General features: G+C 64.0%; 14 protein-coding genes. 4 read left to right on the forward strand and 10 right to left on the reverse strand.

Translation table 11 applies throughout. The features are described from left to right. Window positions 1–221: 221 nt before the first annotated feature. From sucD to MQW79_RS08350, 8 genes are all read right to left on the reverse strand, one after another. Window positions 222–1130, reverse strand: coding sequence for a succinate--CoA ligase subunit alpha (gene sucD, locus MQW79_RS08315; protein WP_476587941.1), 909 nt, complete (start codon window positions 1128–1130; stop codon window positions 222–224). Window positions 1131–1192: 62 nt separating this feature from the next. After that, on the reverse strand, window positions 1193–1723 hold the full coding sequence (locus tag MQW79_RS08320) for a hypothetical protein (RefSeq protein ID WP_476587942.1): 531 nt from the start codon (window positions 1721–1723) through the stop codon (window positions 1193–1195). 4 nt (window positions 1724–1727) lie between these two features. Continuing rightward, a complete protein-coding gene (gene sucC, locus MQW79_RS08325) occupies window positions 1728–2921 on the reverse strand; it encodes an ADP-forming succinate--CoA ligase subunit beta (protein WP_476587943.1) in 1194 nt (397 codons plus the stop codon). Window positions 2922–3011: 90 nt separating this feature from the next. Continuing rightward, entirely contained in the window at window positions 3012–3974 is a 963-nt protein-coding gene (mdh, locus tag MQW79_RS08330; RefSeq protein ID WP_198874472.1) for a malate dehydrogenase, read from the reverse strand. A gap of 100 nt (window positions 3975–4074) precedes the next feature. After that, a complete protein-coding gene (locus MQW79_RS08335) occupies window positions 4075–4542 on the reverse strand; it encodes a P-loop NTPase family protein (protein ID WP_476587944.1) in 468 nt (155 codons plus the stop codon). Between the two features lie 17 nt (window positions 4543–4559). Continuing rightward, window positions 4560–5708: a cell division protein ZapE gene (gene zapE / locus MQW79_RS08340; RefSeq protein ID WP_476587945.1), complete on the reverse strand. Its 1149-nt coding sequence runs from the start codon at window positions 5706–5708 to the stop codon at window positions 4560–4562. A gap of 221 nt (window positions 5709–5929) precedes the next feature. After that, on the reverse strand, window positions 5930–6535 hold the full coding sequence (locus MQW79_RS08345; protein WP_476587946.1) for an AprI/Inh family metalloprotease inhibitor: 606 nt from the start codon (window positions 6533–6535) through the stop codon (window positions 5930–5932). A 143-nt stretch (window positions 6536–6678) separates the two neighbouring features. Next, window positions 6679–6912 (reverse strand): hypothetical protein, encoded by a 234-nt coding sequence (locus MQW79_RS08350; protein ID WP_476587947.1) that lies wholly within the window; start codon window positions 6910–6912, stop codon window positions 6679–6681. A gap of 205 nt (window positions 6913–7117) precedes the next feature. Here MQW79_RS08350 and MQW79_RS08355 point away from each other — a divergent pair, with 205 nt between their 5' ends. From MQW79_RS08355 to MQW79_RS08370, 4 genes are read left to right on the forward strand one after another with little or no spacing between them, the layout of a single operon-like run. Further along, window positions 7118–8215 (forward strand): microcin C ABC transporter permease YejB, encoded by a 1098-nt coding sequence (locus MQW79_RS08355; protein WP_476587948.1) that lies wholly within the window; start codon window positions 7118–7120, stop codon window positions 8213–8215. Next, window positions 8212–9342: an ABC transporter permease gene (locus MQW79_RS08360; RefSeq protein ID WP_476587950.1), complete on the forward strand. Its 1131-nt coding sequence runs from the start codon at window positions 8212–8214 to the stop codon at window positions 9340–9342. Before MQW79_RS08355 ends, MQW79_RS08360 begins: the two co-directional genes overlap by 4 nt. Further along, on the forward strand, window positions 9339–10973 hold the full coding sequence (locus MQW79_RS08365) for an ABC transporter ATP-binding protein (RefSeq protein ID WP_476587951.1): 1635 nt from the start codon (window positions 9339–9341) through the stop codon (window positions 10971–10973). The genes MQW79_RS08360 and MQW79_RS08365 overlap by 4 nt, the downstream gene beginning before the upstream one ends. Window positions 10974–11005: 32 nt before the next feature. Continuing rightward, a complete protein-coding gene (locus tag MQW79_RS08370) occupies window positions 11006–12874 on the forward strand; it encodes an extracellular solute-binding protein (protein WP_476587952.1) in 1869 nt (622 codons plus the stop codon). A 149-nt stretch (window positions 12875–13023) separates the two neighbouring features. Here the strand turns inward: MQW79_RS08370 and MQW79_RS08375 are convergent, their stop codons facing one another. Both MQW79_RS08375 and MQW79_RS08380 read right to left on the reverse strand, forming a co-directional pair. Continuing rightward, window positions 13024–17370 (reverse strand): translocation/assembly module TamB domain-containing protein, encoded by a 4347-nt coding sequence (locus MQW79_RS08375; protein WP_476587953.1) that lies wholly within the window; start codon window positions 17368–17370, stop codon window positions 13024–13026. After that, window positions 17370–19250 (reverse strand): autotransporter assembly complex protein TamA, encoded by a 1881-nt coding sequence (locus tag MQW79_RS08380; protein ID WP_476587954.1) that lies wholly within the window; start codon window positions 19248–19250, stop codon window positions 17370–17372. Before MQW79_RS08380 ends, MQW79_RS08375 begins: the two co-directional genes overlap by 1 nt. Window positions 19251–19350: the final 100 nt, after the last annotated feature.

Here is a 19350-nt window from a genome sequence, read left to right on the forward strand (position 1 = left end):
GGGCTCGACCCGAGGGCCATTCGCCGCCTCCACCCTGTTGCGGCAGGTCCTCGGGTCAAGCCCGACGACGGTACCGTGGGTGGGACGAGAGCCCGCCATTCGAGCCTTGTTCGCTCAAATCTCTCCACTGGAGAGATTTGCCCCTTGGGGTCGCTCCAAGCTCTCATGGCCTGCTCGCCTCAAATCGCTCCACCGGAGCGACTTGCCCTTCGGGACGGCTCTCAGCCCTTCAGAACTTCAACCAGGGTCTTGCCGATCCGCGCTGGCGAGGACGAGACCTTGATACCGGCCGCTTCCATGGCCGCGATCTTTTCTTCGGCGCCACCCTTACCGCCGGAAATCACGGCGCCGGCATGGCCCATGGTGCGGCCCGGAGGAGCGGTGCGGCCGGCAATGAAACCAGCCATTGGCTTCTTGCGACCCTTCTTGGCCTCGTCGATGAGGAACTGGGCCGCTTCTTCTTCGGCCGAACCGCCGATTTCGCCGATCATGACGATCGACTTGGTGGCTTCGTCGGCCAGGAACATCTCGAGCACGTCGATGAATTCGGTGCCCTTGACCGGGTCGCCGCCGATACCGACAGCGGTGGTCTGCCCGAGGCCTTCATTGGTGGTCTGGAACACGGCTTCATAGGTAAGCGTGCCCGAGCGCGAAACAATGCCCACCGAACCCTTGGAGAAGATCGAGCCCGGCATGATGCCGATCTTGCATTCTTCGGGGGTCAGCACGCCGGGGCAGTTCGGCCCGATCAGGCGCGACTTGCTCTTTTCGAGCTTGGCCTTGACGCGGACCATGTCCATGACCGGCACGCCTTCGGTGATGCAGACGATCAGCTCGATCTCGGCCTCAATGGCTTCCTCGATGGCAGCGGCGGCACCGGCCGGCGGCACATAGATGACCGAGGCATTGGCGCCGGTCTTGTCGCGGCCTTCGGCAACCGATGCATAGACCGGCAGGGTGGCCGATGCGTCCAGGCCCGAGGTCCAGATTTCGCCGGCCTTCTTGGGGTTCACGCCGCCCACCATCTTGGTGCCGAAATAGGCCAGGGCCTGCTCGGTGTGGAAGGTGCCGGTCTTGCCGGTCAGGCCCTGGACCAGAACCTTGGTATCTTTGTTGACGAGAATGGACATCTGTTTCTCTTCCGTCTGTGGGCGCCTGGCGCCGCATTCATGCCCCGCCGCAGCGGGTGGTTTTACTGTTCGCTCGAAGCCGTATTCGGCGTGATGATGGTGAGCTGGATCACGAAGCTGGCGTCGTCCCAATGGGTCATGAGCAGGACGTCCCCGTCGCCCGTGCCCGAAAGCCGCGCATAGGTTCCGCCGTCCTCTTCGACGACTTCACCCGCGTAGCGATCAAGACCGGCAATGGCCTCGATGACCGCCGGCCCCTTGCCAACCGGCTCTGCCAGGTCAAGCCGGCAATAGCCGAAATTGGTCTCGGGGTAGCTTTCCACGAGGACGAAAATATCGCCCCAGCCCAGGCCCGGGATATCGCGGCTGGCAGCATATTGACGGATGAAGGGGCTTTCCCCGACCTCGTCATAGGCATCCCAGCCGGCCGAGATCGCGGCATCCACCGCGCCCTCTTCGTCCCGCGCAAAGGCCTCGCACACTTCCAGGGCCGACACGGCTTCGTCCACCGTATTGACCTTGGTCTTGGTCTGGGCCAGCACAGGCGTTGCCGCCAGTGCCAGACCCAGGATCATGGCGAGACCCAAGCGCATCGCCTTAGCCCTGAACCGCCTTGACGATCTTCTGGGCGGCGTCGTCGAGATCATCGGCCGAAATCACGTCGAGGCCGGAATTGTCGAGGATTTCCTTGCCTTCCTTGACGCGGGTGCCTTCGAGGCGCACCACCAGCGGCACCTTGAGGCCGACTTCCTTGACCGCGGCGATCACGCCCTCGGCAATGACGTCGCAGCGCATGATGCCGCCGAAGATGTTGACCAGAATGCCCTTCACGGCCGGATCGGCAGTGATGATCTTGAAGGCTGCGGTCACCTTCTCCTTGGAGGCGCCACCGCCAACGTCGAGGAAGTTGGCCGGCTCGGCGCCATAGAGCTTGATGATGTCCATGGTGGACATGGCCAGGCCCGCGCCATTGACCATGCAGCCGATATTGCCGTCGAGGGCGACATAGGCGAGGTCATACTTGGAGGCTTCGATTTCCTTGCTGTCTTCTTCCGAGAGGTCGCGCAGGGGCTTGAGCTCTTCGTGACGGAAGGACGCGTTGTTGTCGAAGGAGACCTTGGCATCGAGAACGCGCAGGCGGCCGTTGGTCATGACGATCAGCGGGTTCACTTCGAGCAGGCTCATGTCCTTCTCGGTGAAGGCCTTGTAGAGGATCGGGAACAGGTGTTCGCCGTCCACGGCGGCCGCCCCTTCGAGCTCGAGCGCCGAATTGATCTTGGCAATATCGGCATCGGTGACGCCGGCCATCGGATCGATGGCAACGGTGATGATCTTTTCCGGTGTGTGTTCGGCCACGGCCTCGATGTCCATGCCGCCTTCGGTGGACACCACGAAGGAGACACGCGAGGTGGCGCGATCAACCAGCAGCGAGCAGTAGAGTTCGCGGGCAATGTCGGCGCCGTCTTCGATATAGAGGCGGTTGACCTGCTTGCCGGCATCGCCGGTCTGCTTGGTCACGAGCGTATTGCCAAGCATTTCCCTGGCATTGGCGACCACGTCCTCGATGGACTTGGCCAGGCGCACGCCACCCTTGGCATCGGCACCGAGTTCCTTGAACTTGCCCTTGCCGCGACCGCCGGCATGGATCTGGCTCTTGACCACGTAGAGTGGGCCAGGCAGCGACCGGGCGGCAGCTTCGGCCTCGTCTGCCGAGAAGATGGCGACGCCCTGGGCGACGGGAGCACCGTAGTCCTTCAGCAGCGCCTTGGCCTGGTGTTCATGGATGTTCATTCATTTCCCCTTGGGTGGGCAGACAAAAATCCGGCATTTCTGGAGCCGGAAAGCCAGAAGCCGCCGGGCGGACCAGCGGCTTCAAGTTCTTTACGCCAGCTTCGGCGCGATCTTCTTGCACGCCTCGATCAGGCCTTCCACGGCCGCGACCGATTTGTCGAATGCCTTTTGCTCGGCAGAGTTGAGGGCGATCTCGACGACCTTCTCGGCGCCACCGGCGCCAATGACCACAGGCACACCGACATAGGTGCCCTTGACGCCATATTCGCCATTGAGCTGCACCGCGGAGGGCAGCACGCGCTTCTTGTCCTTGAGATAGCTCTCGGCCATGGCAATGGCGGAAGCCGCCGGGGCATAGAAGGCCGAACCGGTCTTGAGCAGCGAGACGATCTCGGCGCCGCCGTCACGGGTGCGCTGGATGATCTCGTCGAGGCGTTCCTTGCTCATCCAGCCCATCTTGACCACGTCGGTCAGCGGAATGCCGGCAACGGTGGAGTAGCGGGCCAGCGGCACCATGGTATCGCCATGGCCGCCCAGCACGAAGGCGTTGACGTCTTCGATGGAGACGCCCAGCTCATCGGCGATGAAGTGGCAGAAGCGCGAGCTGTCGAGCACGCCGGCCATGCCGATCACCTGCTTGGCAGGCAGGCCCGAGAACTTTTGCAGCGCCCAGACCATGGCATCGAGCGGGTTGGTGATGCAGATGACGAAGGCCTTGGGCGCATACTTGGCAATGCCTGCACCCACCTGCTCCATCACCTTGAGATTGATCTCGAGCAGGTCGTCGCGGCTCATGCCCGGCTTGCGCGGCACGCCGGCGGTGACGATGACCACGTCGGCGCCTTCGATGTCCTTGTATTCGGACGTGCCCTTCATCTTGACGTCGAAGGACTGGGTCACGGCGGACTGGGCAATGTCGAGCGCCTTGCCCGGACCCACACCATCGACCACGTCGAACAGCACGACGTCACCGAGTTCCTTCTGCGCGCTCAGCAGAGCCAGCGTACCGCCGATCTGTCCAGCACCGATAAGGGCGATCTTCTTGCGGGCCATAAGTCCTCATCCCAGACTGCGTTGAATTGGCGCACCTCTTAACCCCCCCAGAGCAGGGGGGCAAGTGAACCCTTCGTCGTAACCCGCAAAACGCCCTTGCTCATGGGCGAAGGGGGAATGCCGGATGGGCATTGGTGGCAAGGAAGGACCTGGTGGCCCGGCGACTGTCGAGCGCCACCGCCATGGCACGTCCGCGTGCACTGTCTATGACGGCCTGATCGCGCCCTCCGAACACCGCATCATAGCGCCAGGTCCAGGTCAGCAGCGAGCGGTTCCAGCCGTCGCGCCGCCACACCCGCCATAGGCGCAGCAAGCGTGGCGTCGTGAGATGAACCACACAATCGGCACGGCCCCCGCGATATTCATAAGTGCGGCTATTGCCACCCTCTATGATCCAGCGCGCGCCCTCGGCGGCCGCCTTGGCATCTGCATCGATCAGGGCGGGCGCGCGGAGGTGTCCGGCGGCGTCATGCACGTAATCGTCGATGGAGATGACCGGCAGGTCGAGCCGCGCGCCAAGTTCCCTCGCCAGCCAGGTCTTTCCGGATCCGGGTCCACCGATGATCATGACCCGATCCAACTCCCCTACTCCGCTTCCGTCGGCGCGGCGTCACGCAGCCCCTTTTGCAGATACTCCTCCGACTGCATCTCGGTCAGCCGGGACAAGGTGCGCTGGAATTCGAAGGCGGTCTTGTCGTCGGCGCCCAGTTGTTCCAGCGGCACGGCGAAGCTCGCCGCCAGCTTTACGCCGCGATCGTAGAGCGAGTCGATGAGGAGGATGAACCGCTTGGCCGCATCCGATTTGGTGCGATCCATCTGCGGAACATTGTCGAGCACCATGCTGTCGAACTGATGCGCGATGCGTACGAAATCGCGCGTGCCAAGCGGCCTTTCGCAAAGGTCGGCAAAGCCGAAGCGCGCCGCCCCCATGGCCACCAGCGGCACCGGGATCTGTCGGCCGATGCTTTCCACCACACCCGGCACACCCTGTTCTCCGCCGGTAATGCGCAGCCACATCTGGTCCATCGCGGCTTTCACGTTGGGACCCGTGCCGAAGGCATAGACATGCTGACCAGCAAATTTCAGCCGCCGGTAGTCCTGCTGACTGGGCAGGTCGGCCACCACGGTCTTTTCCTTGAGCAGCGCAATGAAGGGCAAAAACAGCTGGCGGTTGAGGCCGTCTTTGTAGAGCCCATCCGGCGCCACATTGGAGGTGGCGACCAGCGTCACGCCACCTGCGAACAGCTTGGAAAACAGCCGGTCGAGCAGCATGGCATTGGCAATGTCATGCACGTGGAATTCGTCGAGGCAGAGCAGGCGCAGGCCGGATCTGAGAATGGGCTTGACCACCGCCTCGACCGGATCGGCATCGTCCCCCTTGCCACGCGGCGATTTGCGAAAGGCGGCAATGCCGGCATGCACCTCGTCCATGAATTCATGGAAATGCACCCGCCGCTTTTCGCGGAACGGCACTGCGGCAAAGAACAGGTCCATCAGCATGGTCTTGCCGCGCCCCACCTCGCCATGGAGGTAGAGGCCATGCACCGCCTGGGCCGGCTTCTCGAAAAACCGGAAGACCCGCTTGGGCTTTGCCCCCACTAGATCGTGCAGCACCCGATCGAGTTCACGCGCCGCCTCCACCTGCGCCGGGTCGGGCGTCAACGCACCGCGGGCGACAAGCTCGTCATAGGCAGCACGGACGGGGAAGGGTTTTGCGGTTGCGCTTGGAGACATCAACAAATCCGGTGCCGCCCTCGGGGTTACCCCGAGGGCCAGACGACACACCCCATGCGTTGGGAGTGGCCCTCGGGTCAAGCCCGAGGGCGGTGCCGAGGATTTTGGTCAAGCCGAGTCGAAAAGGTCGGCTCTTCGAGAACCGGAGCGGAGCGTACACCCGTACGTGAGCACCGGAAGCGCAGAAAGCCGGCCTTTGCAGGCCGGCTTCACCAAAAATACTAGCGGGCCATCGAGACGGCCTGGCCGCCGCCCATCGTGCCGATATAGCGACCACCCGAGGGGGCGAGGAAAGCGGCGATATTGCCGTTTTCATCATAGAGCTGCAGCTGCGAGCCCACTTGCTGCCAACCGGTGACCGAAGCGATCTGCGGCAGGGTGCAACCCGGGGCCGAGGCGCGGTAGTAATTGGTGCCGGTCTTGGCGGTCAGCGGCAGGTTAAGGCGGCAGGTCTGGCCTGCGGCAACAACATTCCAGGCGCCCTCGGGCCCCGTGGACACACCCGTAGTCAGAGGCGCACCGATCGTGGTGATCGAAGAATTGGCGCCGACGCCCGGCGTGGCCGCCGCGACGGTGGTTGTGGACGTGGTCTGGCCACCCAGGACCGGCTGGCCGGCAAGGCCCGGAGCCGGGGTGCCGGTAGCGCCAATGGCCGGCAGCGTATTCTGCTGCACGGTGGAATTCTGCACCGGCTGCAGCTGCTGGGGCTGGCCGACGACATTGAGGTTTGCGGTGTTGGTCCGGCTGGACGGGGAACAGGCCGCCACCACGAGGGCGAGGGCCGCCAGGCCGACTACGGATGAAGCGCCGCGCTTCCAATCCTGCATTGATCACTCCTGCCGTATAGGCTTAAGGCTCATTAACACTTGTGGCGGCTTATACCCAAAGCCGCAACCGGGTTCAATTGCCCGTCCCGCATAACCCCCGCTCTCATAGCAATGTGGCCGTTTTAGGCTGGCGCCGCATTTGGCTAGGGGTGAGACAGCTCCATATCCTTGAGCAGATCATTGGCCAGCAGCGTGGCGTCCTGTGCCTCCTCCTCGGGCACTTCCACCACGAAGCCATCGGGTCCGAAAATATTGGGGACGCCCGGCAGACCGCCCTCTCGCGGCTCCATCGGGTGAAAACCATGGGCCTTGAGCGCCACCATCAGCACGCGGGCGACGGACTGGCTTCTGACCTGGACGATGGGGACAAATTTCATACTGGGCTCCCTGTTGCCACCATGGTGGCCGAACCTGTCCAGCCCTGCAAGCGCCCTCGCCGACTTGGGCAATCGCAAAAACGTGTGAAGACGGCAGCGCGTCCCGGCGGCTTGCCAAGCGTTCACCGAAGTGTTGCATTGGGAAAAGTCCGTCCCGCCAGAATGATTTGACGGGACGAGACAGCGACAATCCGCTGGAGCAGCGATGGGCGCCTATATTCTCCGCCGTCTCTTGCTGATGATCCCGACCGTGTTCGGCATCATGGCGGTGAGTTTTCTCATCACCCAGTTTGCCCCCGGCGGCCCGGTGGAACAGGCCCTGGCCAATCTCTCGGGTCAGAATGCCAGCATCACTGAACGCATCACTGGAAGCGAGGCGGGTGACTTTGCCGCCCAGCCCGGACAGCAGGGCAATTCGTCCGGCTATCGCGGCAGCCAGGGCCTGCCGCCCGAACTGGTCGAGCGCATCGAAAAGCAGTTCGGCTTCGACAAGCCGCCGATCGAGCGCTTCTTTTCGATGATCGGCAACTATCTGCGCTTCGATTTCGGCGAGAGCTACTATCGTGACATCTCAGTGATCGACCTGATCCTCGAAAAGATGCCGGTGTCGATCTCGCTGGGGTTGTGGATGACGCTGATCGCCTACGCGGTCTCCATCCCCCTCGGCATTGCCAAGGCCATGCGCGACGGCAGCCGGTTCGATGTGTGGACGTCCACCGTGGTCATCATCGGCTATGCCGTGCCCGGCTTCCTCATCGCCATCGCGCTGGTCGTGCTGTTTGCCGGGGGCAGCTTCTGGTCGATCTTTCCCTTGCGGGGCCTCACCTCGCCCGGCTGGGCGACCTTCCCCTGGTGGCGGCAGATTCTCGACTATTTCTGGCATCTGGTGCTGCCGATCACCGCCATGGGTCTGGGGGCCTTCGCCACCTCGACGCTCCTCACCAAGAATTCCTTCCTCGACGAGATCAGCAAGCAATATGTGGTGACGGCGCGCGCCAAGGGTCTGAACGAGAGGCAGGTGCTCTATGGTCATGTCTTCCGCAACGCCATGATGCTGATCATTGCCGGCTTCCCCGGCGCCTTTATCGGCGTCTTCTTCGGCGGCTCGATCCTCATCGAAACCATCTTCTCGCTCGATGGCCTGGGCCTGCTCGGCTTTCAGTCCATCGCCAATCGCGACTATCCGGTGGTCTTTGCTACGCTTTACATCTTCTCGCTGCTCGGGCTCATCATCGGGCTCATTTCGGACCTCGCCTATATGTGGGTCGATCCGCGGCTCGATTTCGAAAGCCGCGACGTATGAGCGCCAGGATCGACCTCGCACCAGAAAAGCCATCCCGGCTCTCCCCGCTCAACCAGCGGCGCCTCGCCAATTTCCGCGCCAACCGGCGCGGCTGGTGGAGCTTCTGGATATTCCTGGCGCTCTTCGTCCTCACCCTGGGCGCCGAATTCATCGCCAATGACCGGCCCATTCTCGTTTCCTACAAGGGCGAGCTGATGGTGCCGGCGCTCATCGACTATCCGGAATCGAAATTCGGCGGCTTCTTCGCTACCACCAATTTCCGTGATCCCTTCATCGCCGAGGAAATCGAGGCCAATGGCTGGATGCTCTGGCCGCCGATCCGGTTCAGCTATGGCACGGTGGACCCCTATGTGGCCTTTGCCGGCGCCAACCCGCCAAGCTGGATGCTGACCCGGGACGTGATCTGCCAGCGCTATCCGCTCGGCGTCGACGACCCGCTCTGCGTGCCCGGCAACTACCACTACCTGGGCACCGACGATCGCGGCCGCGATGTGCTGGCGCGCCTGATCTACGGCTTCCGCATATCGGTGCTGTTCGGGCTCGTGCTCACCGTCGTGTCCTCGGTCATCGGCGTGGTCGCCGGGGCGGCGCAGGGCTATTATGGCGGCTGGCTCGACCTGATCGCCCAACGCCTCATCGAGATCTGGACCTCGATCCCGGCGCTCTATCTGCTGCTGATCATTTCCAGCGTCATCGCGCCCAGCTTCTGGGTATTGCTGGGCATCCTGCTCCTGTTCTCGTGGGTGACGCTGGTGGGCATTGTGCGCGCCGAATTCCTGCGCGCCCGCAATTTCGAATACGTGAATGCGGCGCGCGCGCTAGGCGTCTCCAATCGCACCATCATGTGGCGGCACCTCTTGCCCAATGCCATGGTAGCGACATTGACCTTCATGCCCTTCATCCTCTCGGGCTCAGTGGCGACGCTGACGTCGCTGGACTTTCTCGGCTTCGGCCTGCCACCGGGCTCGCCCTCGCTCGGGGAACTCCTGGCCCAGGGCAAGAACAACCTCCAGGCTCCCTGGCTGGGGCTCACCGGCTTTTTCACCATCGCCATCATGATGACGCTGCTGGTCTTCATCGGCGAAGCCGTCCGCGACGCTTTCGATCCACGAAAGACGTTTCGATGACCGCCCCCCTCCTCTGCGTTCGCGACCTGACCGTCAACTTCGGCGCCCATGAGGCGGCGCGGGATGTCTGCTTCGATATCGCGCCCGGTGAAACGCTGGCGCTGGTGGGGGAGAGCGGCTCTGGCAAGTCGGTGACGGCGCTGTCGATCCTCAGGCTCCTGCCGCCCACGGCTAGCCTCGAAGGCGATGTCCTGTTCGAAGGCGAGACGCTGGCCGGCGCCAGCGACGCGGCGTTGCGGGCCGTGCGCGGCAACCGGGTCGGCATGATCTTTCAGGAGCCGATGAGTTCACTCAACCCGGTCCATACGATCGGCCGGCAGGTCGGCGAAGTGCTGGAAGTGCATCAGGGCCTGCGCAAGAACGCTGCTCGCGCCCGCACGCTCGAACTGCTCGACGCCGTCGGCATTCCCGATCCCGCCTCGCGCCTCGACGATTTTCCACACCAGCTTTCGGGCGGGCAGCGGCAGCGCGTGATGATCGCCATGGCGCTGGCCAATGACCCAAAACTGCTGATCGCCGACGAGCCGACCACAGCCCTCGATGTCACCGTGCAGGCGCAGATCCTTGACCTGCTCAAGACCCTGCAGAAGCAGAATGGCATGGCCATGCTGTTCATCACCCATGATCTTTCCATCGTGCGCCGGATTGCCGACCGCGTCTGCGTCATGACCAAGGGCGAGATCGTCGAAAGCGGTCCGGTCGAGACCATCTTCGCCCGGCCCCAGCACGACTACACGAAACACCTGCTGGCCGCCGCGCCGCGCGGCAGGCCTCAGGTGCCGGCCGCGGATGCGCCCAGCATTGTCGAGGCAAAGGATCTCAAGGTCTGGTTCCCGGTCAAGCGTGGCCTGCTTCGTCGCACGGTCGGCCATATCCGCGCTGTCGATGGCGTCGATCTCGCCATCCGGAAGGGCGAGACCCTGGGCGTGGTGGGTGAAAGCGGCTCGGGAAAATCCTCGCTCGGCTATGCCCTCCTGCGGCTCATCCCCTCGCGCGGCCGCATCGTGCTCATGGGCAATGACGTGCAGGCCCGCAGCTGGCGGGCGCTGCGCCCCCTGCGCAGGCATATGCAGATCGTCTTCCAGGACCCCTTCGGCTCATTGAGCCCCCGCATGTCGGTGGGACAGATCGTCGAGGAAGGGCTCCTGGTGCATTTCCCGCAGCTCAACCGCGCCCAGCGCGCCGAGAAGGTCGCGGCCTCCCTGCGCGAGGTCGGGCTCGACCCGGCAATGGCGAACCGCTATCCGCATGAATTTTCCGGCGGCCAGCGCCAGCGCGTCGCCATTGCCCGGGCCCTGGTGCTGGAACCCGAACTTCTGGTGCTCGACGAGCCGACCTCCGCCCTCGACGTCTCCATCCAGAGCCAGGTCATCGACCTCCTGCGCGATGTGCAGGCACGGCGACAGCTGAGTTACCTGTTCATCAGCCACGACCTGCGCGTCGTCCGCGCTCTGGCCCACCGGCTCATCGTCATGCGCAATGGGCTAGTGGTCGAAGAGGGATCGGCGGCGGATATCTTTGCCGCACCCGCCGAGGACTATACGCGCCAGCTGCTGGCCGCCGCTCTCGACATTGCGCCACCCCGGACCCTGGACGCAGATGCATTGCCGTCCGACCCAAGAACCGACTAACCTCGCTACGAACACCCATGTGGAGCCGCATCATGACGCCCTCTTTCAGGCTTGCCCCGCTTCTCCTCTCCGGCCTTCTGGCTCTCGCAATGGCTCTCCCCGCCACCGCGCAGACCGCCACCGACGTCTGGACCAATTCCTTTACCCTCGATGGCGAGGCCAAATACGGGCTCGACTACACCCATTTCGACTATGTCAATGTCGATGCCCCCAAGGGCGGCACGGTGCGGCTGGGTGATCTGGGCGGCTTCGACACCTTCAACCCGATCCTGCCCAAGGGCGAGGTCGCCGGCGGCATCGGGCTTCTCTACGAAACGCTGATGACCCCGTCGCTCGACGAGAACAACACCTATTACGTGCACCTGGCCGAGGCGATGAAGATCGCCCCCGACTATGGCGCGGTAACCTTCCGTATGGACCCCGACGCCAAGTGGCATGACGGCGAGCCCGTCACCGCCGAGGACGTGGTCTGGACCTTTGAAAAGCTCATCGAGGTCAATCCGGACCGCGCCCAGTACTATGCCAACGTCACCTCGGCCGAGGTGACGGCACCGGGCGAAGTGACCTTCACCTTCGACCAGACCAACAACCGTGAACTGCCGCTGATCCTGGGGCAGTTGCTGGTCCTGCCGCAGCATTGGTGGGAAGGCACGGATGCAGAGGGCAATACCCGCAATATCGGGGAATCCACGCTCGAACCGCCATTGGGCTCCGGCCCCTATCGTCTCGCCAGCTTCGAGGCCGGCCAGTCCATCGTCTACGAGCGCGTCGAGGATTATTGGGGTGTCGATCACCCAACCCAGGTCGGACAGAACAATTTCGACGAGTATCACATCGAATATTTCCTCGACCTGACGGTACAGTTCGAGGCCTTCAAGGGTGATCAGTTCGACTGGTGGAGCGAAAATCAGGCACGCCGCTGGGCCACTGCCTATGACTTCCCTGCCGTCACCGAAGGCCGCGTCATCCAGGAACTGTTCCCGCAGGACTATAATGGCTCGGGCCTGATGGTGGGCTTTGTCATGAACCTGCGGCGCGACACGTTTGCCGATCCGCTGGTACGCGAGGCGCTGAACTATGCCTTCGACTTCGAGGAACTGAGCAATACGCTGTTCTACAACCAGTATGAGCGCATCGACAGTTTCTTCTTCGGCCTGCCCTTCAAGTCATCAGGCCTGCCCGAGGGCGAGGAGCTGGAAATCCTGGAAACCGTACGCGACCAGGTCCCGCCGTCGGTCTTTGAAAAGCCCTTCACCAACCCGGTGAGCGGCGACCCGCAGAAGCTTCGCGCCAACCTGCGCACCGCCCTCGACCTCTTCACCCAAGCTGGCTACCGCCTCGAAGGCAACCAGATGCTGGACCCCAATGGCCAGCCCTTCACCTTCGAAATCCTGCTCAATGGGCCGACCATCGAGCCAGTGGCACAGAACCTTGTCACCAATCTCGCCCAGATCGGCGTCACCGCCAGCATCCGCACCGTCGACAGCCCGCAATTCATCAACCGGGCGCGCAGCTTCGACTATGACGTGATCTATGCGGGCTGGACGCAGTCCTACTCACCCGGCAACGAGCAGCGCTTCTTCTTCGGCTCCTCGACGGCCAATGAAGAAGGCACGCAGAACTATGCCGGTGTCGCCGATCCGGCTGTGGACGAGCTCATCGAAATGCTGATCGTGGCCGATGACCGCGAAACCCAGGAAGCAACTACCAAGGCGCTCGACCGGGTGCTGCTCAACAAGCACTTCGTCATCCCCAGCTACACTTTGCGCTCGACCCGCTCGGCCCGCTGGGACCGCTTCAGCCGGCCCGACGAACTACCCGAATTCTCATCTGGTTTCCCGACGCTTTGGTGGTGGGACGAGGCCAAGGCGGAAAAGACCGGCGGGGCCACAGCGCGGTAGAACCCGTTCCACCACGGGCTCCGAGAGCGCGACCCACCCCACCCTCAGTCCCTCCCCATCAAGGGGAGGGAGGCGCAGGACCGAGACGCCGGTGTTCATCGTCTCCCTCCCCCTTGTGGGGAGGGATCAAGGGTGGGGGTGTAGAGCTGTTAGTAATCCTGCTCGTAGAACACACCGAGGCTGGTATTGCCATCCTGGCCGGCTGCGCCCTTGACGGTCAGGTTGTCGGTGACGTCCAGGTTGATGGTGACCCTGGACTGGCCGTTGGCCCCGGCCGTCACGCCCAGATAGACATTGTCCTGGATATAGGTGCCGGCGGTGACGCCAACATTGCCCTGATCGTCGGTGACCACGTCGAGATCGGCAAGGCCGGCAATGCCGCGCAGGCTTTCGGCGAGGCTGCCGCCACCGCCCCCCGCCAGTTCCGCCGCCGCTGCCGCCAATTGCGCCAGCTGGATGGGGGAAAGCTCGCCCATGGAGCGGTTGAAGACAAGGCGGCTCAACACCTCGTCCTGCGGCAGGACGGGATTGGAGCTGAACTCGATATCCGGAGCGGACGCGCGACCGGTCAGCGTCACGAAGACGGTGATGCCGTCGCCCTCGGCGCGGGCCACCAGATTGAGCTGCGGATCGAGATCGCCCAGCAGCGTCACCGAGCCGGACTCAAAAATCAGGCGTTGCCCGAGAATGTCGAGGCGGCCACGAATGAGGGAGAAGCCGCCGACCGGCTGAATGGCATTGACCGGCCCGGTCAGCCGCACCGAGCCACCCACTTCCGCATCAAGGCCGCGGCCGCGGATATAGACCTGGTTGGGCGCCTCAAGCGCAATATCGAGCTGCAGCTGCGAATTGCTCCCCGCCGCCATGCCGGTGCGTTCGTCGATGCGGGCGCGTTCCAGCGTGCGCTCGACATCGGCAGGCGTATGAACGTGCTCGACATCGATCAGTTCAGCCGCGCCGCCGAGGCTTTCGGGAACGGTGATATTGGCTTCCTCGATACGCACCGTGCCTGCCAGCAAAGGCCCGGAGGTCAACGGACCGGTCAGCGTCAGCCGGCCAGAAAGCGTCGCCACGAACAGGTTGCCGTCGGCATAGCGCGCCGAGTTTATGCTGGCGGTGAGATTGGTGGGGAAGCCATTGGTGAGACCGACAGTGCCCGAGGCCGACAGACTGCCGCCGGTGGCCAGATTGGCTGTCAGGCTTTCGACATTGGCCGTCGTGCCGTTGAGCGACACCCGCCCGGCAATATCGGTCAGGCGCAGGTTGAGCTCGGGATCGACATACCCGGCGCCCGCGGTGGTGACAGTGCCGGAAAATTGCGGGCTGGACAGGCTGCCGCCGACACGTGCGTCGATATTGGCCGTGCCGGAGACCTGCGCGCCGCGATCGGCGAGGAACTGGTTGGCCAAAGCCAGCGGCGCCGAGCCGGAAAGGGCAAGGACCAGACCATCGCCTGCAAGCGGAACCGAACCCGAGCCGGTGACCGAAAGGCCGGCATTGCCACTGGCCGTGATGCTGGACAGCGTCACCACCTGATCGGCGAACGACCCGGACGCGGCAAGCGACAGCGGCGCGATGCCAAAGGGCGCGATGGCGCTGGCATCGACGCCGCCGGCCCGCATCTCGAACGTCACTTGCGGGTCGGATGCCGTGCCCGAAACCACCGCCCTTCCATTGACCGTGCCGGACAGGCCAAGACCGGGCGAGACCGTGTTGGCGATGGACAGTGGCAGGTCGGCAATGTCGACCACGATATCAAGGTCAGTGCCGGCGGTGCCCGAGGCGGTGATGCTGCCCGAGCCAACCGACAGCTGCACGGCATCGAGCCCCACGCTTTCGCCACGCACCAGCAGCTGCACCGGACGGGCGAGATTGGCTGACAGCTCGTTCTGGACGAGATCGAGTTCGTCCAGCGTCAGGCTATAGCCGCCCTCGACCGGGGTCAGGGCGCCGGTAACGTCAACGCTGGCGCCGGTCGCCAGCGCCGCCTGCGCTTCAAAGCTGGTCGTGTCGCCGCTCTGGCTGGCGCGGAGATCTAGCGTGTTCACCTCGACCCCGCCGGCCACCACATCGGTTGCCGTGGCCGTGCCATTGACCATGGGCACGCCGAAGAGATCGGAAATGCCGGCAGAAATGTCGGCCTGGCCAATTTCGATGTCGTTGATGACGAGATCGGTGACATTGGCGGTGATGCCGGCGCCCTGAATGCCATCCTGCGGCACGAGTTCCACCGCCGCATTGACCGCGCCCGAGGCGTCGGTCAGCAGCAGGGCTGCGGCAAGCGAGATATCATTGGCGGCGACGTCCAGACGCCCCTCGATCAGCCCGGTTTCCACCATCCGGGTCAGCGCGCCCGTTATGCGAGTGCCGGCAATTTCGAAGCCGAGATCGGTGACGCTCTGCTGCACATCGTCGGTCTCGACATGCGCGGCAAGCTGGGCGCGATGGCCGTCGAGCATGGCACTGCCCGAGACATCGCCCGTGACCGTGCCATCGAGCAGGCTGGCCGCGACACCGAGCTTGGCATCCGCCAGACGATATTGCCCGAGCGTGCCGGACTGCACCTGGCCATCGAGCACCAGTACCAGCGGCGCTTCAGGCGTGGTCGAACGGGCCGAGCCGCGAACTGTGAGGGCGCCGCTCGCTTCCTCGGAGATCAGCGCCAGGTCGGCGAGATCGAGCGCGATGTTGAAATCGGAAACGTCGCTGGCAAAGGCGCCATCGGCCGTAAACTGCAGCTGCGGATTGGCAATGGTGAAGGCGTCGGCGGTGATGCCCGCCTCGGTGCGCGCCAGGCGGCCGGACAGGTTGACCGTGCCCGCCAGCAGCCGGTCGAGCGCCGCGTCGTCGACGCTGAGGTTGGTGCCGGTGCCGTCCAGAACCAGGTCGAACCCGCCGGTAGCCGGCATGACCTCGCCATTGGCGACCAGATTGAGCGCACCGGACAACGACCGCCCGGCCAGGCCGGAGAATGGTGCGATGCTGTCGGTGGCGACTTCGATGCGACCGTCAAAATCGGTGCCATCAATGACGCCGCTGGCCTCGGCCACGAGCGCCTGCCCGACAATGCGCAGCTCCGCCAGCTCGATCGGCTGGCCGGCATTCCAGAGACCCGCAATGCCAAGGCCGACGCTGTCCCCCAGGGCTGCCTCGACACCCGGATCGGCCGTGATGCCACTGAGGGCGCCATCGCCATTGAAAGTTACCATGCGGCTGGCCGGATCTGACAGGTTCCGGGCCACGCCGTCCATGCCCAGGGACAAGGTCTGGGCGGCAAACCCATCCGCATTGAAGGCTTCGACATCCAGCTGGGCCTGCCAGGTCTCATTGGCCTCGGTACCATAGGCGACGCGCAACTGGGCACCCTGCACGAGGGTCGAACCACCCGGCACCGGCAGCGTGACCTGGCTCCCTTCGGGATCGGCAACCGTGGCGGTGAGATCGAGCAGTGACAGGAAATTGTCGGGCGTGGTTTCGGCACGCGCCGTCAGGCCCAGCTGCCCGCCGCTCAGGGACAGATTGGCAATGCTGAGACCGCCGCCGCTCTTGAGCAGGGCCTCGGCAGTGAGGGTCGTTTCGACACCAAAGAAGTCCTGATAGGGCGCGGCCACGAGCCGCGACAGCGGACCGCCCAGACTGGCATTGACCGTAAAACCGGCATCGGACTGCTTGATCGTGGCGGTGCCGGCCAGCGCCACCTGGTCATCGGCCAGCAGCTGCATCTGCGCGGTGAGATCGGAGACAGGCCCCTCGCCTTCGAGCGTCAGCGACATGGCCGGACGCCCCTCGATATTGAGCAGGTTCGCCATGACGCCGTTGGGCGGCTCGACCAGCGACAGTCCGAGGTCGATCGTATTACCCTCGCGCCGATAGGCGACATCGAGATCGAGCGTGCCGCCCGGTCCGTCGAGCCGGACGATGTCGAGCATGGCATCGAGATTGCCGCTTTCGAGCGTCATCGAACCGTCGAGCGAAATTTCCGAACCGAGACCGAAGACATCTTCGCCGAAAGTGACGCTGGGTACGCTCAATTCGCCGATTTGAATGGCGACGGGGAATTCCGGAATTTCGAGACCGCCACCGGCCTCGGGTGCCGGCAGGTCAAGTGCACCCTCCACGGGAATGGGATTGCGGATGTAGTTGATGGAATCGGCCGTGAGCGAATTGATCTCCAGCCGACCGGTGAACAGAGCCGCCTGGTTCCAGTTGAGCGCGGCGTTGTTGACCCGCAGCCATACGCCTTCGGCATCCGAAATGGTGATCTCGTTGATCGAGACGTCGGAGCCCAGCACGCCTTCGATATTGGAGAGCCGGATCTGCCGCTCCGGCGTCGAGAGGCGATCCTGGACGAAGCTGGTCAGCCAGTCCTTCTGTTCCTCATTGTTCATGTCCTGCGCCACCAGCGCTACCGGCACGGCGGCGGGCGCCAGCAGCAGCGCGGCGATCAAGAGGTTGCGCCGAAGTTTTCCAGCTGGACGACCGAAAATACCCGCCATCAGAATGCCTGCCCGATGCCGGCATAGATGGCGTAGTCGGGGTCGCCCGGCTTGCGGTTGAGCGGCACGGCAACATCGAGGCGAAGCGGTCCGAGCCCGGTATAGTAACGCACGCCGAGACCCGCTCCGAGGCGCAGATCCTCAAGCCCGGGAAATCTGTCCGCGGCGACATAACCGCCGTCGATAAAGCCCACGACGCCAATATCATTGGTGACCTTGGCCCGCGCTTCGAGCGAGGCTTCCAGCAGGTAGCGCCCACCCGTGATATTGCCCGCACCGTCATCGACGCCGATGGATTTGAAGCCATAGCCGCGGACCGATCCGCCGCCACCGGCAAAGAACAGCTTGTCGGGCGGAATGTCGACAAGGTCGGGTCCCAGCACCGCGCCGCCCTTGACACGCCCGGCCAGGACAAACGGATCCTCTTCGCCGAAGCCGAAATAGGTTCGCCCCTCAACGACCAGCTGTGCACCCGGCGTACCGCCGCGCAGGTCGAAATAGGGCTCGAGCCTGGCCGCGGCATACCAGCCTTCGGTGGGATCGACCGAGCTATCGCGCCCGTCATAGACGAAACCGGCATAAAGGCTCGCCGTATTGAAGTCGCGAATGCCGAAAAGGTCGTCAAAGCGCGCCACTTCGAAGGTCGCCCCGCCCTCGAAAGTGAGGTCATCGGAGAAGAACCAGTTGAGGCCGACGCGTCCACCCGCAGAAGTCTCGGTATATTTGGGGTAGATGGTGCGCTCGGCCGAGACAGTGGCCACAAGGTCGACGTCCGGGTGGTAGAAGCCGGGCTTGGTGAAGGTGCCGCCCACGAAATAGTCGAACTGTGCCGTGTCGATTGGCCAGCCGATGCTGGCGACCCGCGCGTCGAGCCGCAGCCGCTCGGCCTGCCCGAAGAGATTGCGCCAGAGGTGGTAGCCCTCGACCCCCAGGCCATCGATGGTGGAATAGGTGGCACCGAACCCGAAGCGCCGGCCCGGCAATTCCTCGACGAGGAGATTGTAGGGCAACAGACCATCGCTGCCGATATCCTCGGCCGCTTCAAGTCGCGCCGCGCGGAAGACTTCGAGCCGATCGAGCCGCTTGTGCGCGCGGTCGATATCGTCGGGGTCATATTCGGCGCCCACGACGAGGCCCGTCTGCTGGGCGACGAATTCGGGGTTCATGCGATCGGTGCCGGTGACCGTCACCGGCCCGTGGGCAGCCAGCCGCCCCGGATTGACAGTAATGACGGCATCGACCGTATTGGTGGCGTGGTCGGCCACCACGTCGCGCGAGACGATTTCGGCCTTGGCATAACCCTGCTGCCGCCAGGCTTCGACCGCCAGCAGTTCGGCCGCCATGATGACCGAGGACTTGGCGATCTCCCCGGTCCCGTAGCCGCGCAGCACCGGCAGCTCGACCTGATCGTCGGGATCGTCGGTCAGGGGCGCCTGATTGGCGATGGAAACGGAATTGAAGCGGAACAGCGGCCCTGACGTAACGGCAATGGCCACATCCACGGGGTCGGGCAGGCTGGTATCGGGCGGCAGGTTGGCGGCCTCGACGCCGGCAATGCGGATGCTGACCGTGCCGCCGTAATGGCCTTCGGCATAGAGGGCGGCGAGCAGGCGGCGATAGTCGCCGCGCGCCTTCGCAATGAGGCCGGCGGCGCCGGAAGCGGGCTCATCCTCGTCGGCAATGAGCGCCGAGGCATTGCGCAGCGCGTTTTCGACAGCGCCGCCTTCGCTTGAGGTGAAGGTGACGAAATAGGGTTGGGGATCGACGATGATGGCGTCGGCATCTTCCTCGGCCTGGTCCTCGAAGAACTTGATGCCGAAGAGCTCAAACGCATGAACAGGCGCTGTCGCCCCGACCGCCATGGTCAGACCGATGCACAAGGCGCCAATACTCGTTACCAGACGCGCGCTTTTCAGTGCTCTACCCGCCCTTTTACGCAGACAACCAAACCGGGCTGTCGGCGATATTGCCGCAACTGCG

The organism is Devosia sp. Micro-HW1, from assembly GCF_056341075.1.

Coding starts and splice junctions, on each gene's coding strand:
- MQW79_RS08350 (WP_476587947.1), bottom strand. CDS start 6,912: ATGAAATTTGTCCCCATCGTCCAGGTCAGAAGCCAGTCCGTCGCCCGC.
- sucD (WP_476587941.1), bottom strand. CDS start 1,130: ATGTCCATTCTCGTCAACAAAGATACCAAGGTTCTGGTCCAGGGCCTG.
- MQW79_RS08365 (WP_476587951.1), top strand. CDS start 9,339: ATGACCGCCCCCCTCCTCTGCGTTCGCGACCTGACCGTCAACTTCGGC.
- MQW79_RS08320 (WP_476587942.1), bottom strand. CDS start 1,723: ATGCGCTTGGGTCTCGCCATGATCCTGGGTCTGGCACTGGCGGCAACG.
- MQW79_RS08370 (WP_476587952.1), top strand. CDS start 11,006: ATGACGCCCTCTTTCAGGCTTGCCCCGCTTCTCCTCTCCGGCCTTCTG.
- MQW79_RS08360 (WP_476587950.1), top strand. CDS start 8,212: ATGAGCGCCAGGATCGACCTCGCACCAGAAAAGCCATCCCGGCTCTCC.
- MQW79_RS08355 (WP_476587948.1), top strand. CDS start 7,118: ATGGGCGCCTATATTCTCCGCCGTCTCTTGCTGATGATCCCGACCGTG.
- MQW79_RS08345 (WP_476587946.1), bottom strand. CDS start 6,535: ATGCAGGATTGGAAGCGCGGCGCTTCATCCGTAGTCGGCCTGGCGGCC.
- mdh (WP_198874472.1), bottom strand. CDS start 3,974: ATGGCCCGCAAGAAGATCGCCCTTATCGGTGCTGGACAGATCGGCGGT.
- MQW79_RS08335 (WP_476587944.1), bottom strand. CDS start 4,542: ATGATCATCGGTGGACCCGGATCCGGAAAGACCTGGCTGGCGAGGGAA.
- MQW79_RS08375 (WP_476587953.1), bottom strand. CDS start 17,370: ATGGCGGGTATTTTCGGTCGTCCAGCTGGAAAACTTCGGCGCAACCTC.
- zapE (WP_476587945.1), bottom strand. CDS start 5,708: ATGTCTCCAAGCGCAACCGCAAAACCCTTCCCCGTCCGTGCTGCCTAT.
- sucC (WP_476587943.1), bottom strand. CDS start 2,921: ATGAACATCCATGAACACCAGGCCAAGGCGCTGCTGAAGGACTACGGT.